The sequence below is a fragment of the Mycoplana sp. ABR4_002 genome (genome assembly GCF_056159645.1).
The window spans coordinates 2,765,918-2,778,557 of the sequence record NZ_JBSWVO010000001.1 but is presented as its reverse complement, the minus strand read 5'-3'; the positions used below and the strand labels follow the sequence as shown (position 1 = coordinate 2,778,557).

General features: G+C 57.6%; 9 protein-coding genes and 1 tRNA gene. 7 read left to right on the top strand and 3 right to left on the bottom strand.

Translation table 11 applies throughout. From position 1 onward, the window contains the following. The first annotated feature begins 113 nt into the window (after positions 1-113). From ACXAGF_RS13285 to ACXAGF_RS13255, 7 genes are all read left to right on the top strand, one after another. Positions 114-189: transfer RNA gene (locus tag ACXAGF_RS13285), tRNA-Ile, on the top strand. A 1,895-nt stretch (positions 190-2,084) separates the two neighbouring features. Then, positions 2,085-2,234 carry a hypothetical protein gene (locus ACXAGF_RS13280; RefSeq protein WP_475017729.1) on the top strand — a complete coding sequence of 50 codons (150 nt, stop codon included), beginning with the start codon at positions 2,085-2,087 and terminating at the stop codon, positions 2,232-2,234. Positions 2,235-2,311: 77 nt separating this feature from the next. Beyond that, a complete protein-coding gene (locus tag ACXAGF_RS13275) occupies positions 2,312-3,109 on the top strand; it encodes a hypothetical protein (protein ID WP_475017728.1) in 798 nt (265 codons plus the stop codon). Continuing rightward, positions 3,109-5,544: a hypothetical protein gene (locus ACXAGF_RS13270; protein WP_475017727.1), complete on the top strand. Its 2,436-nt coding sequence runs from the start codon at positions 3,109-3,111 to the stop codon at positions 5,542-5,544. The genes ACXAGF_RS13275 and ACXAGF_RS13270 overlap by 1 nt, the downstream gene beginning before the upstream one ends. After that, positions 5,541-6,494 (top strand): AAA family ATPase, encoded by a 954-nt coding sequence (locus ACXAGF_RS13265; RefSeq protein ID WP_475017726.1) that lies wholly within the window; start codon positions 5,541-5,543, stop codon positions 6,492-6,494. Before ACXAGF_RS13270 ends, ACXAGF_RS13265 begins: the two co-directional genes overlap by 4 nt. Position 6,495: 1 nt before the next feature. Continuing rightward, the gene (locus ACXAGF_RS13260) at positions 6,496-8,658 is read left to right on the top strand and encodes a TniQ family protein (RefSeq protein WP_475017725.1); all 2,163 of its coding nucleotides are present in this window, start codon (positions 6,496-6,498) and stop codon (positions 8,656-8,658) included. A 99-nt stretch (positions 8,659-8,757) separates the two neighbouring features. Continuing rightward, entirely contained in the window at positions 8,758-9,510 is a 753-nt protein-coding gene (locus ACXAGF_RS13255; protein WP_475017724.1) for a hypothetical protein, read from the top strand. Positions 9,511-9,523: 13 nt separating this feature from the next. Here the strand turns inward: ACXAGF_RS13255 and ACXAGF_RS13250 are convergent, their stop codons facing one another. From ACXAGF_RS13250 to ACXAGF_RS13240, 3 genes are all read right to left on the bottom strand, one after another. After that, positions 9,524-10,012 (bottom strand): DUF6998 domain-containing protein, encoded by a 489-nt coding sequence (locus ACXAGF_RS13250; protein ID WP_475017722.1) that lies wholly within the window; start codon positions 10,010-10,012, stop codon positions 9,524-9,526. Between the two features lies 1 nt (position 10,013). Continuing rightward, entirely contained in the window at positions 10,014-10,802 is a 789-nt protein-coding gene (locus ACXAGF_RS13245; RefSeq protein ID WP_475017721.1) for a hypothetical protein, read from the bottom strand. Positions 10,803-10,899: 97 nt separating this feature from the next. Further along, the gene (locus ACXAGF_RS13240) at positions 10,900-12,594 is read right to left on the bottom strand and encodes a hypothetical protein (protein WP_475017719.1); all 1,695 of its coding nucleotides are present in this window, start codon (positions 12,592-12,594) and stop codon (positions 10,900-10,902) included. Positions 12,595-12,640 lie beyond the last annotated feature (46 nt).

Genomic DNA, 12,640 nt, shown 5'->3' with positions numbered 1-12,640 from the left:
ACGTTATTCCCGTGAGATTGTGTAAGCATTGCGGCGGCGCTTGTGGACCGGGTCGAATTCGTCTAGACGGACTTGCGGGGGGCGCCATTGACCCCGTGCGCCGCGTGGCGGCCGGGCCTGTAGCTCAATGGTTAGAGCCGGCGGCTCATAACCGCTTGGTTGGGGGTTCGAGTCCCTCCGGGCCCACCACTTTTTCTCTCGGCCGCCACATACGTGTGATCCCGCCGCCATCAACCTCTGAACTTCATGGACAAAAAAAGACCGCCGCGGGATGGCCGAGGCGGTCAAAAAGACGGACTTGAGATGTGATTTTGCGAAAAAATCCGTCAACTCACAAAGATGTGAATAGTCCAGTGAAATGGCCGGTGGCACAAAGCTGACAATCCGTCAACTCCTTGAAATTTAATCAGAAATGTGCATCGGCTCGCAAAGCCTTTGCTGCTCGCTGACGTCCTTCTGCCCCCGACGTCTTCGATATCTACCTTCAAAGAGATGTCCAATTTCCGAATATTCAAGACATCACTTTTGCGAGCGAGTTCTTCAATTTCCTGTCGCTCAAATCGGCGCAAATGAAGTCATGCATTAGTCCGAATCGCGGGCGCGTATTCCGTGGTCGCGCTTGTTCAGGGCTTCCTTCTTGCCGAGAGCCGAGGTCTCGAGAACCTCCACTGATAATCAAAGACCTCATATCTAGCCCCGGTAACGGCCGGTACGACATCCATCCAAATTGGAAAACACAGGCCCCAGACCATCGATGAACTTCCAGATTCGGCTTCTCCTATGCTGTACCTCCAACCCGAATTATAGACGTCGTTTCGCAGTCACTCCTTCAACCTCCGCACCTTCGTTCCAAGTCAGATGACGCGCTCGTTACGTCTTTCATGACGGCGATCATTCTAATAAGCCCAGACGATGCCGGGCTTAACCGGCCGCCAACGAAAAAATTCCGCATCGGCGCGATATGCGTTGTCGTCGAGGAAATCGCAGACCCGGATTATCGGCGTCCGGAAGTCGGGTGGCGCAGGCAGGAGAGACTTCACGGATCGATCGTGACTAGGACCGGAGTGGTTGGCATCCCGGGTATGACCAGCGGTAACGAATGAGGGAAAGAAAGACTTCCGGGTCGCTACTCCCGCGGGGGCATGAGCGCCAGCAACATCTTCGACGAACGGCATATGGATAGACCTCGACAATACGATTCCGAACGGGTGGCCGTCTTGGCCGGAGCGTTCAGTCTATTCGAGCGACGATGATCGAGGTCCAGGTTTTCATAGTGAACAAAAATAGAACAAACTTCATGCTTGTCTAGGGGCACCAGCAGAATTTTTTCAGCCAACGATTTGGCTTCAAAAAGTCGAATCCTCCTGGTCGAGGCCAGAGCTGCTCGCATCTGCATCAGAGAATTCTAATTTTCCGATGTCGCTGACCCCGCCCGAAAATAAATCTGGCAGCTGTCGTTTCGTCGAAGATGGCAGGGGGGCGCGGGCGACGGGAAGGCTTGCCAACTTGAATGGGCGGCGCTCAATATTTCGCCAGGACCAACGACGCGAGGAGTGAAAGATGGCCAATCGCCGACGCCGCCGACCCAAAAACAAAGGGCCGCCTTGTTCAAGGGCGACCCTTCGTTGGAATCCGTAAGTTTTCTGACTGCTCATCGGGACTGCAGGGCAGGACACCAATAAACCAACCAAAAAACACCAGAACCTAGCACTCTGAGTGTTGCCGGTTGACTTGGTCCTGTCAACGGATTCCCGCGTCGGATCGTCCTCCTTCCATGAAAGTTCTGCAGTCTGCTGGGCCGGGCCCGGTTGACTCTTCGAATTCGTCCGGTACAAACCGTGAACGGAAACGATGAGCCATACCGTTTCCCTACACGGGATCGCACCCATGACCGCCTTCGGACTGCACATAGCCACGCGAATATGACTGCCATCGGCAGCTCGTAGTCGTTTGCTCGCAGTTCGGCGGTTCGCCAATTCCTCCGAACTTTGACTACCAGGCACGCGCCACGCAGGCGCGTCCTTTTCCCCAATGTTCATCGTAGCCCGCTCGGATAGCCACCAGCGGGAGAGGAGAATTGCGCCATGTTTTTCATCGACATCACCATTTCCACGTCCCTGCCGATCAGCGTAGCTGACCTAGACTCCCTCGGGGGCGAGTGCATCTCGATCGCCGATCTGATGCGCGAATGGCAGGGACACCTGTTCGAAGACGACCAGTCCGCCGACATCTGAGGCATTCCATCCAATCTGAAACCAGCACCGCGGTTCGTGAAGATCAGCGACGGCGGAGCTATGTCTGGAGGCATGAAATGAACGAACGCGAACTCATGAAGTTCTTCGGCTTCGGGGATGACCACTTACCGCTCAAGAAGGTCGCCAAACGCCAGAAGAACAGGAAGATTCCCGTCAACGTTCCGTTGCGCAAGGGCGCGCGGAAATCAATGAGGGCGCACTCGACACTGATGCGTGACGCCATCATCCACTTCGAGTGCAATCCGGAGGTCGTGCGTATCAGCGACTTCCCAATGCGGCTGGAATACGAGGTCGAGGACCGATACGGCGTGATTGGCACGCTCAAGCATGTCCCCGATCTCGGTATCTGGTCACGCCAGCAACAGGCCTCCTACTTCGACATCATTCCCGTAGCTGAACAGCGCGACATGCCTTGGCTGGAAAGCCGTACGAACAGGCTAAAGAAGGCGTTCTGGGAAGACTACCGCGCGGCGTATCGGGTGCTCGACGAAACCGAGCTGCATCGCCAGCCACGGTGGATGAACTACCAAACCGTCCGCTACCACGCCTGGCGGCCGAACAAGGAAGCGATCGTGGAGGTACGGCGCGCGATGTCGTCGCTTCCCGTCGTCACCGATATCTCGGCGATCACTCTCGCCGCCGCACTCCCCAACCGGGCGCACGTCTATTTCAACGAGGACGGCAGTGTCGCGCAGTACCGCGAGCTTCCTGAAATCAAACGCGCCTTCTCGGCGGTGATGTGGCTCGTCAACGAGGGAGAAATCACTCTCGACATGTCGGCCGTCATTTCCTTCGCCACCAAGATCACCCGCAAATCCTCCCTGTTGGCCAACAACGAAGAAAGGGCCGCCTGATGAGCTTCATGCACAACAAGAGCACGTTCCTGACGAACGGCGCGCTCATTCCCGCATCGAGTTACGCCGAACTCGATATTCCGCCCCATCCCGTCGGCGGCGGAAAATTCCAGCCGCAACGCTACAACTTGGGGCCTGGTTCCCAGTTCGCCGCTTTCAATCTCGATCGGACCAAAGTCGCGTATTGCTCCGTGCTCTCCAAGGCGCAGTACGGCGTTGGCGGCGAAAAGTTCATGATCCAGAACACGGACACGAACGAGACGATGTTCCTGTCGGACTGGCAGATCAGCATCCTCGAGCGGGAATTCCGGTTTGTCCCGATCAATTTCAAAGCGAAGCGGGCTACAAAGAAGGTCAGGCAACCCGTAATTAAGAGCTACCTGGCGATTGAAAAGAAGGCCAAGACGGCCGCAATCAAGCGGTGGTGGTATGCGCGACGGCTTGTCGAAGCCCGTCAGGGCGGCGAAGTCCTGCTCACCAAGAAGCTGATCTTAGAGGTGGCGGCCCGACACGCGCTGGAGAAAGGTCACAAGAAGCCGCCGGCGTACAATTCGCTGATGCGCTGGCTCAAGACGTACGAGGAAAACCCCTTCAATCGCCTGCTTGCCTTGGCGTTCGAGACTTCCGGCGGCAATACCGTCAGGAAGTTCGACCCCAGACTTGAGGACATCATCGACGAATGCGTGCAGTGGGCGTGGGAGCTTCCCAACGGAACGTCGCTCGATGTCGAGAGCCAGATCAAAGTCGAGCTTGCGAAGGCGGAGCACAAGCAGCTCGTCAAAGACCTCACGCAACCCGACGGCACGCTTTTGGTGCCGATGCGGCGCACCATCCAGCGGCGGTTCGCAGCTCCCGACTGGTATTCCAAAGACCTCTGGCGCTTCGGACCGGAATACGCACGCCGCAAGCATACGCTTTACACCTCGCGGGCGCTTCCTGATCACATCCTCGGCGTCGTCGAGGCGGACTATACCCTTGGCGATATCGTCGTATGCGACGACGAATTCCAGTTCCTGTTCGGTCGTCCGCATATTCTGCTTTTCGTAGACAAGAAAAGCGGATGCATCATCGGCTTCGCCATCCACTTCGAGGACGAATGCTTCGAGGCGTTCCTGCACGGGATGCGCCTCGCGATGTATCCCAAGGACATGAGCAGGTTTCCGGGCGTCGAGTGGAACCAGTACGGCGACTTCATGGCTCTTGTTACCGACGCGGCGTCGTTCCTGCGTGGTCACAAGATCGTCGGTGCGTCCGAGGAACTCGGCTTCGAACTCGTGGAAAACGTACCCGGAGAGCCGACGGGGAAGGGGCTGGTCGAGCGCATGCTGGGCGTTCTAATGCACCAGCTCTTCCACAAACTACCCGGCACGACGATGTCCAATCCGGAGCGCCGCAAGCTTTTCGACGACAGCAAAGGACTTGGCCTTCCGCTGATCAGCATGCGGCAGCTTGAGGACTTCATCATCCTCTGGATCGCGGATTACCATAAGACCCCGCGGCGCGGTATCGGCAAGTTGCCGAGACTCAAGGCCATCCCGGAGGACGTGTGGGTGGAGGGGCAGGCGAAAATGCCGCCCCGCGACCCCATCGATCCGGAAATCTTCATGGCGCTCGGCGGCCATACCACCGAGGTGACCATCCAGAACGACGGCATGACGTCCGAGCATCTCACCTACATCTCGGAAGACCTGCTGGAGATCACCACTCACCCCGACCATCGACCAGGCACCAAGTACAAGCTCACCATTGAGTGGGGAGACGTCTCCAACGCTTTCGTTGTCAACCCCTACCGCCCGGACAGGGTCATCCGCCTGCGCGCCAACGGTCGTTGCCTCGAGTACGCCCGTGGAACGACCATGTACCAGCACAGGAAGACGGTCGAGCATCACAACAAGCTGACCAGGGGCAAGCGCGTCACGATCGAGGACCTCATCGTGGCCAAGCGGACCCTGTCGAAGGAACTCGCGGACATCTACGACAAGAAGGGCCTTCAGCGTAACGCCCAAGCGCTCCTCAAATTCCGGACCCAGGTCTCGAAGAAGCTCAAGCGGAGCGCCATCGTCACCGCGACGACCAGCGCCGCCGCGAGTGCCGGCCATATCGATTTCGCGGCTCCCCTGGAACCGAAAGCAAAGCGGTCGAGGTCGTTGAGCAACCCAGGCAACGATCGCGACGGGACACCCGAGAACCTTGTCGTCATGAACGCCGACGGCACCGTGACCACACGCGATCCGCTCGAAGACGTCGTGAGGGAAAACAAGCGCCGCGGAAGACCCCGTACCGAAACGTCCGGGCCCGTGCGGGAGGCACCAGCCGGCATGGCGACTGTCGGAACTAGCCCTGTAGTCGGAACTAGCCCTGTAGTCGAAACCACCTTTGAAGACGCCCGCGCCGCGCGCCGCGCACGCCTGGCCAAAAAAGGAGACGCCCAATGATCATCCTGCCCAATTTCCACGAGGTGTCGTACGCCAACGACAATGACGCCCGGATCGCCATGCTCAAGCTTTCCCCAGCTGAGAGACAGGGGAAAGTCGAGAATCTCCTTGTCCGGTATCCGCGCTTCAACACGGCCTACAAGGAAGTCTTCGGCCTGCATAAACAGGGAAAGGACGGCGCGCCCATTACAGGCGAGATCGTCGGTTTTCTGGGCAATTCCCGTGCAGGCAAGTCGTGGCTCCTGAAAACGCTCCTGCGTGAGAACAAGCCGTATCAACTGACGCCCGAAAGCAGTTTTACCTATCCATTCGCCTACGTGGAGGTCATGGACAGGTGGGGCGCGCCTGACTTGGCGACGGCGCTCTACCTCGCCACCGGGGCGTCCTCGGTACCATACATCGGCGGTAAATCGCTCGAGACCAAATGCGTTAGGCGTGTCGCCAGCCATGGCACCGTGTTCGTTATCCTGGACGATGCCCACTACATTTTCGAGGCCCCGCCCGCGAAGCGGAAAGGCATGCTTTCGTTGATCAAGGCCTTGGCAGACAGCGGGGCCTGCTCAATCCTCCTAGCTGGCCTGAACGTCATCGAGGCGGGAATGTTGGAACACAGGCAGCACTTTAACCGGGCTTCCTTCCCGGCGGCACATCTTGTCGAGCACGACACTTCGATGAACGAGGAACTCGACCATTACCTCGAATTTCTGGCGGGCGTTTCCGAACGCCTTCCGTTTGCGGAAGACTCCGGTCTCGACCGTGACGAGTGGATCGATGAGTGGAAGCTCGCCGCAGGCGGTTCCGTCGGCCTGACGATGAACATCGTGATTGACGCCGCACGTCGCGCGATCGCAGAAGACGCGCCATGTGTCGCGGGCAAGCATCTCAAGGCGGCCTGCTTCATGCGCAAGCGCATCGGCGAGACCACGTATCCTTTCCAGATGGCGGCGTGACATGACATTCACCCAGACCCTTGTGTTTTCGCGCTGGGACATTTCTCCGGCATCCGACGAACCCGCCCACGGATACTTCATGCGGCTGGCCGAGCTTGAAGGCTCGGTCAGCATGACCACCTTCGCCCAATGGAACGACCTCGAGGTCAACCGCGTCGCGACCAATCAGTTGATGGAAACCCTCCAGCGGCATCCCATGCCGCCCGAGTGGTTCAAGCGGCTGCGCTTCAACACGCCGCTCCGTGACGGCGACGGCTATGTCCTCCGAGGACATAGCCTGCCGTACCACCACATTCGATTAGGGATGCGGCGCTGGTGCCCTGGCTGCATCCACGAGTCCCCCCATCACCGCGGATGGTGGGAGGTCGAATCCATCCGCCATTGCCCGATCCACTGTATCGAGTTGGTAACGCGCGATGAAGGCGGGACGCTCGTGCCTTGGTCGTGGCTCGGCTTTGAATACTCCCGTGACGGTTACGCACTAGGCCACCCTTTGCCTAAGCGAGACGACGGCGCGCCGTTTGCCCGTTATCTTCTCGGCCGCTTCGGATGGCTTGAGCCCACGAGCGCGCCGCTGCTTGATGCCATCAGCATTCCCGACGTCATCGACTACTGCGAGTTCGTCGGCCGCTTTCTTGAAAACCCGCCTGTAAAGAAACATCCGTCCATCGGCCAACAGTCTGCCGACATCGGCTACGGCGCTCTTTGCGGGGACAGGGGAGACTTGGCCGAAGCATTCCGGGTCTGGCACCGAAGGTATCGGCGTGGACATAAGGCTAGGGGAGTGGCAGCTCACTTCAGTTGGGGCTATCCGATGCTAGCTTTTCTTCCAGAAAGCCTCAGAGCGACCGTTCGGCGTGCATTCCAGGAGGCCGCCGTCTTCGAGACCGAAGGATACGACCGGCGTGTAAAGGACGAAGACTTCGACGTCGAGTTCGCACCTCGTGTGGAGATCGCGAAGCAGCTAAACATCGAACCCCGCGCGGTCGAGCTTCTGGCCCGCGAGATCGGTGTCCTCCAGAAAACGCGAGAGCGCCGCACCGTGGCTGCCGAGGCCATCCCCGCTATCGCTGAATTTAAGGAGACCCTTATCGGGATCGGCGAGGCGGCAAAGCGGCTCGGTGTTCACCAGGATGCCGTCCGTCATCTGGTTCACGCTGGTTATCTGTCCGTTTTCAAAGGTCTCAATCCCGGTCGACGGGCGGGAGGACGGTATTCGCCCGATCAGGTTGCCAATGTGCTTCGTTTGATCGAGGACCTCCCGGTGACCGGTCCCGTTGCCTATGGTCTTACGTTCCATACCTATCGCGTCCGCAACAATATCCTGCCCGGTGAACTGGCTGTCGCGTGCCTGAAAGGCGAGGTCGTCATCTGCGAGAAGCGCAGCGACGTCCCCGGCTTCAAGCGTCTCATGGTCCACACGGACGCCAAGCGGAAACGGCAGACGTTCACCCGCCGGGACGACATGATGACGATGGGCGAGGCGCAGGCGCTCCTGAACATGACGTACGAGACGGTCTTCATCCTAGTGAAGGAGGGCCACTTGGGAGAAGTGGAGCGCAGTCCTCGTCAGGTCCTGATTTCCCGCGACGCAGTCGAGGCTTTCGCGGCCGGTCATGCCAAGGCATCCGATTTCGGACATGGAATGGGCATCTCGGGGCATGCAGTAACCTGGAGGATGCAGCGCGAGGGCGTCCGGCCTATCGTCAAGTTCGTCAAAGGCGGGAAGCAGATCGACACCGTTTTCAGGCGGGATGACGTCATCCGGGTCTACGGACTGGATAACGATCCGACGATTATGGAAGACGCCAGAGTAGACGCATTCTGGAAAATCATCGTACCAGAGGCGGCCAAGGTCTGCCCATACCTGATCTTCCCGCCACGTCTGCCGATGTCTGGCCAACGCGTCTGGAATTCGAGCAGAGGCATGTCGGTGCACTTTCAGTACGATCCGGGTCGCGGTGAAATCCACATCAAGCTGAGCGCCAAGGGCGAGCACCGGAATTTCTGGTTCGACCTCAATACGGAGGATTACGTCGTCCAAATAAAGGAAATGCTCGGCGTCTTCGATGAGATTATTAAGGAGGCCACGGCGCGGCAGAATGCGAAGACGAGGGAGTGGTGGAGGAAGCGGAAGGAAAGCACGCCCCAGACCTCGGTCTAAGACGTAGGAAATCATGACTCAACACTGTGCATGGCATCAGTTTGTTGTGGTGCAATTTCGAGAGGCGGTTATCGTCGTGACAACTGAGGGAGGGGATACATGGACAGCGTCGTGAAGGCGTCGCGGATAGCGCTGCGAGCAAAACTATCTAGGAGCGAGGCCCTCCGTGGCGAAGCTCTTCAAATGAAACGTCCACAGTACAACCAGCTGTACGAAGCTCTGGTTGCGCTTTACCTGCGTTTGAACGGCTATTTCACCACAGGCCTAATCCTACACACAGAGCGTAGCGCGCGTAACAATCGCGGGCAGGTGGACTGGCTAGCGCTACGCGCTCCGTTTCATGCCCAGGAGGCGAGGGGTGTACCAGCTTCCGAGTTCCTTAATTTGAGGGAGGGCCTCGGAGACATCCTGATATGCGAAGTCAAATCTTCCGTTCGACCGTTCAACAGGTCGCTCCAAGACCCTGCGAGCATTGCCGACGTGCTGCGATGGGCGGGGACGTTCCCGGAGTCCGACATCGATGAGCTGGTCAGATCACTGACCCCCTTGCTTGATGACGACGCCGCAAGGGAGGCACGCTCAGTTGGGGTGGTGAAGGGGAATTTCCGAGTAAGACCGCTTCTTTGCTATCCTTCGCGGAAAAGGGCGGATGTTGACGGATGGGTGCTTTGTGAAGACGAGGTCATGCAGTTCCTGGATCGATGCCTTAACCCTCGATATGCGCCGGTAGCTTGCGGGCGACGCTATGGGTACGAGCTATGGGGAGAAGCGTTCGAACCTATCGTCCGCTGGTTTAAGCGACGCAAGGATCGCGATCCGTTGACGATAACAGAGTTGTTCCGCAACCTTTGACGTGTGCGTATTCTCAAGTCAGCATTCCAACGCGCATTGGTAGCCGCTGATCGTGTCTCACCAGCAAGTCGGCTCGACGAACCTGTGTTCTGGTTAAGCTCCTCTGGCCCGGCCACGCTGTCGGAAGGAACGTCAGAGCAATTTCCTCAGGCCCATTGTAGACGACCTCTCCCTTCAAGTTCTCCATGTCAAACGCAAGAAAAAGGAGATGGTCGGCACGGGTGTCGACCATTCGAAAGGCGGGGCCGCGGCCAGTTCCGGTTGCCTTCACTTGCACGGATCGGCCATCGGCGGCGTGGCCATCGATACCAGTCCCGTTACGTGGGGAAAGCTTGAGACCGAAGAGTTCGGCGGCCACGGCTTCGCCGATGTCGCCTATGAGGTTGCCGTCAAGGGTGAAGTCCAGGGCGGCTGACCTATAGTGGTCTCGGAGACGGTTACGGGCCAGGACCAAGTCGGTGATGACGGGAGGTAGAGCGAAGGTCTTGTCCGTGCTTGTCATCCTAAACGACTGCCCTCTCATCGACCGCCACGACGGCTTCAATTTGATGGCCCGGTATCGGGCGTTTGAAGAGAAGACAGGAATCCACGCCAACCCTTCTGTAATGAGGCTTGCTGAGCATCCAAGCATATTCCTTCAGGAGGTCCCTGACCAAGTTGGGATATCGTTCGTTTTCTCGGGTGAATTCGAGGGGAAAGAACGGATGCATGGCGTCGAGAGCCTCATCACCCGAGATAACAATTTTGATCACCCTTGGTTTGCCGCGGCTCGTCAGCAATGGGACGAGGTCTCCGCGCCCCGCATATTCGAGCAATCGGCGGTCAAATTCCGATCCCAGGAAAAGGTAGTCGTAGCCGCCCATTAGTTCCTTCAACGATATCGCGGCATGGACTTGACCTTCTCGGTATTGAAGGCTTCCCTTGCTAATCGAATGTCTGACGAACTCGTCTGTCAGCACATCATTCAGTTCGGAAAAAGCGGCCCTCAGCCATTCAACTCGGTCGGCAACGGCCAATGGCCGCATACCAGTCTCCAGAAGCCTGTCCGCCTCGTCGTCTGTCAGACGGGTTCCGTGGAAGATGCGTACGTGATTGTTTCTGATCCAGTTCAAGGTCGCATCGATCACGTCCTCGATGTCCGTTGCCTCCTCGAGGGCATCCAGGGCTTCTTCCTTGTACTCAAAGTCCTGTTTCTTCAGGTTGGATTTGATCCCCGATGGCACCAAATCGCCAAGCGCGACGTCGAGTTCGGATATCCAATTGTCATTGTCGAAATCGATGATCAGCGGCATGCAGCCCCCTGCTCGTGAAAAGTGTTCGGTGCTCAAAGGAGACGATTTCAAACGGGAACGGCACCCCAGCTACGTTCTCACGCAACCCTTTCACATTTCACGCCTGCATCTGGGCTAGAAATGGCTGCAGGCGGGAGTGGATTTCGGAGAAGTCCGATCCCTTCAGGACCGACAGCTTTTCGTCAAACTCGATGACCATTCCGTCCTCTATCTCGATCCCGTGCAGGGATACGGTCCCGAGAATTGTCTGGCCGTCCTCAGGACGTTCCGAGACGATCAGCCTGATCATCTTAGCGACGTTGACGTCATCTTGGTCCTGTTGATTTGGGCTGTCGAAGATGGCCGGAGCGGTAAAGGCTTTCGAGTACTCATGGACTGTTTGAAGGAAAGCCAGATCGTAAGCCAAGACAGCTCGAGGAAGATCGCTGCCCGATTCCTTGACGCGCCCGTCGATTTTCGAAGCCACGGCGTGATCGATTTTCTTGACGTCGAGTTCCTCCAGGTACTTCAACATCAACCGGGCAAAAAACCCTTCAATGTCATCCTTCTGGGCAAGTTTCTTGAGTTCCTTCAGCTCAACGTCGATGGCTGAGATTTCCGCAACAAGCCTTCCCACCTGCTCGTCGAGGTCTCGAATCTGCTCTTCGAACATGCTGCGGGCTGTCCGTCTTCCTTCTGATTGGATGATTTCGCCGATCGAAACGTCACTCTGGCGCTCCGCAAGCAGCGTTTGCAGTTGACCAAGGCGAGCGTCTACGTCGTGGACGCCTCGCGCGGCGACGCTCGCCACTTCAGCAAGCTTCAGAAGCTTTTCCCTACTCGATGTCAGAAACTCAAAACAGGCTTCCCGGTCATCGAGAATGCCGAAGCGGTTCGCGAAGCTGTTCTCATGCGCGGTCCCGCACGTCGGACATAGAACTTCTTCGGCGTCGAGCGCCGCTGCGTATGTCGCGTCTTTTTCGAGCTCGGAGATCGCTTGACGTGCGATTTTAACTTGGCTTTCCAGCGACTGCCGTTGGTCAAGGACGTCCGCCAGTTCCGCAGCGCGCCTCTGGCGGACGGCCCTGATCTCCTTCATGTGGGCAAGTATCTGCTCGACCGATTGCTCATGCTCAGGCGCATTCAACTCAAGCCCGGTGAATGTGACCTCGATCCCGAGTTTTTCGATTGCTTTCGCAACCGCCTTGCGGTCTCGGGAAATCTCGTCTTGGTCGAGGGCTAGCTTCCGTTTTTCCGCAGCCAGCTCGTAATAGTCGTTTCCGAGGATACCGGAGTGGTACTCGATTATCGATTGCCTGAAATCCGGATACTGCCCGAGATAGTCGAACGAATTGAAAGCACGCTCCCAACCGCCCTCCTGGTTAACGTAGAAAGGCAGGAAGGCGTAGGCCGGCGGCGGCGTTTCTGGCTGTCCGCTGCGCCCATTGAGGACAAGGCGGAAATCAATCAGGTCGGCGATAAACGGGGCCAGGTCCTTTGTCACGCTTGCCGTGGAGAGCAGAAGCTTCCCACCACCATCGAATATACCAAACGTATCCCGACTGCGGAGGATGGAGTACGGAGTGCCATCGATATTGAATGACACCATGGCTTTGACATTGGCGTCTCGCCACGCCTTGTGGATCGATTTCGGCTCGGCACCGAAGGCCCAGTAGAGGGACTTGATGACCGAAGATTTGCCGACGTCATTTGCTCCCTTGATGACCGTCATTTTGGGATGAAACTTGATCGCTCTGGCTTTGTTCTCGGCGAGAGACAGCAATTCCAACTTTTCGAAGCGCAAGCTTTTCATCGTTCTTTTTTCTCAGATTTCGGATCAGAAGTTGGAATTTCTCGGA

What these genes read in the sequence shown, in the direction of transcription:
- ACXAGF_RS13280 (WP_475017729.1), top strand. Translation starts at nt 2,085, where the DNA reads ATGTTTTTCATCGACATCACCATTTCCACGTCCCTGCCGATCAGCGTA.
- ACXAGF_RS13275 (WP_475017728.1), top strand. Translation starts at nt 2,312, where the DNA reads ATGAACGAACGCGAACTCATGAAGTTCTTCGGCTTCGGGGATGACCAC.
- ACXAGF_RS13270 (WP_475017727.1), top strand. Translation starts at nt 3,109, where the DNA reads ATGAGCTTCATGCACAACAAGAGCACGTTCCTGACGAACGGCGCGCTC.
- ACXAGF_RS13265 (WP_475017726.1), top strand. Translation starts at nt 5,541, where the DNA reads ATGATCATCCTGCCCAATTTCCACGAGGTGTCGTACGCCAACGACAAT.
- ACXAGF_RS13260 (WP_475017725.1), top strand. Translation starts at nt 6,496, where the DNA reads ATGACATTCACCCAGACCCTTGTGTTTTCGCGCTGGGACATTTCTCCG.
- ACXAGF_RS13255 (WP_475017724.1), top strand. Translation starts at nt 8,758, where the DNA reads ATGGACAGCGTCGTGAAGGCGTCGCGGATAGCGCTGCGAGCAAAACTA.
- ACXAGF_RS13250 (WP_475017722.1), bottom strand. Translation starts at nt 10,012, where the DNA reads ATGACAAGCACGGACAAGACCTTCGCTCTACCTCCCGTCATCACCGAC.
- ACXAGF_RS13245 (WP_475017721.1), bottom strand. Translation starts at nt 10,802, where the DNA reads ATGCCGCTGATCATCGATTTCGACAATGACAATTGGATATCCGAACTC.
- ACXAGF_RS13240 (WP_475017719.1), bottom strand. Translation starts at nt 12,594, where the DNA reads ATGAAAAGCTTGCGCTTCGAAAAGTTGGAATTGCTGTCTCTCGCCGAG.